This is a genomic window from Streptomyces sp. NPDC058751, assembly GCF_042746485.1.
Lineage (GTDB): Bacteria > Actinomycetota > Actinomycetes > Streptomycetales > Streptomycetaceae > Streptomyces.
This window is the reverse complement of record NZ_JBHYPZ010000109.1, coordinates 1-1,414: the sequence shown is the minus strand read 5'-3', so window position 1 is coordinate 1,414 and position 1,414 is coordinate 1. Positions and strand designations below refer to the sequence as shown.

The 1,414-nt window shown below is 55.8% G+C and carries 1 rRNA gene; it reads right to left on the bottom strand.

From position 1 onward, the window contains the following. Positions 1–21: 21 nt before the first annotated feature. Positions 22–1,414, bottom strand: a 23S ribosomal RNA gene (locus ACFW6B_RS41125); the annotation flags it as partial.

Genomic DNA, 1,414 nt, shown 5'->3' with positions numbered 1-1,414 from the left:
ACACAGTGGACGCGAGCAACTGAGGACAAGCCCTCGGCCTATTAGTACCAGTCACCTCCACCCGTTACCGGGCTTCCAGATCTGGCCTATCAACCCAGTCGTCTACTGGGAGCCTTAACCCCTCAAAGGGGGTGGGAATACTCATCTTGAAGCAGGCTTCCCGCTTAGATGCTTTCAGCGGTTATCCCTCCCGAACGTAGCCAACCAGCCATGCCCTTGGCAGGACAACTGGCACACCAGAGGTTCGTCCGTCCCGGTCCTCTCGTACTAGGGACAGCCCTTCTCAATATTCCTACGCGCACAGCGGATAGGGACCGAACTGTCTCACGACGTTCTAAACCCAGCTCGCGTACCGCTTTAATGGGCGAACAGCCCAACCCTTGGGACCGACTCCAGCCCCAGGATGCGACGAGCCGACATCGAGGTGCCAAACCATCCCGTCGATATGGACTCTTGGGGAAGATCAGCCTGTTATCCCCGGGGTACCTTTTATCCGTTGAGCGACGGCGCTTCCACAAGCCACCGCCGGATCACTAGTCCCGACTTTCGTCCCTGCTCGACCCGTCGGTCTCACAGTCAAGCTCCCTTGTGCACTTACACTCAACACCTGATTGCCAACCAGGCTGAGGGAACCTTTGGGCGCCTCCGTTACTCTTTAGGAGGCAACCGCCCCAGTTAAACTACCCATCAGACACTGTCCCTGATCCGGATCACGGACCCAGGTTAGACATCCAGCACGACCAGACTGGTATTTCAACGACGACTCCACCCGAACTGGCGTCCGAGTTTCACAGTCTCCCAGCTATCCTACACAAGCCGAACCGAACACCAATATCAAACTGTAGTAAAGGTCCCGGGGTCTTTCCGTCCTGCTGCGCGAAACGAGCATCTTTACTCGTAGTGCAATTTCACCGGGCCTATGGTTGAGACAGTCGAGAAGTCGTTACGCCATTCGTGCAGGTCGGAACTTACCCGACAAGGAATTTCGCTACCTTAGGATGGTTATAGTTACCACCGCCGTTTACTGGCGCTTAAGTTCTCAGCTTCGCCAAGACGAATCTTGACTAACCGGTCCCCTTAACGTTCCAGCACCGGGCAGGCGTCAGTCCGTATACATCGCCTTACGGCTTCGCACGGACCTGTGTTTTTAGTAAACAGTCGCTTCTCGCTGGTCTCTGCGGCCACCCCCAGCTCATGGAGTAAATCCAATCACCGGTGATGGCCCCCCTTCTCCCGAAGTTACGGGGGCATTTTGCCGAGTTCCTTAACCATAGTTCACCCGAACGCCTCGGTATTCTCTACCTGACCACCTGAGTCGGTTTAGGGTACGGGCCGCCATGAAACTCGCTAGAGGCTTTTCTCGACAGCATAGGATCATCCACTTCACCACAATCGGCTCGGCATCAGGTCTCAG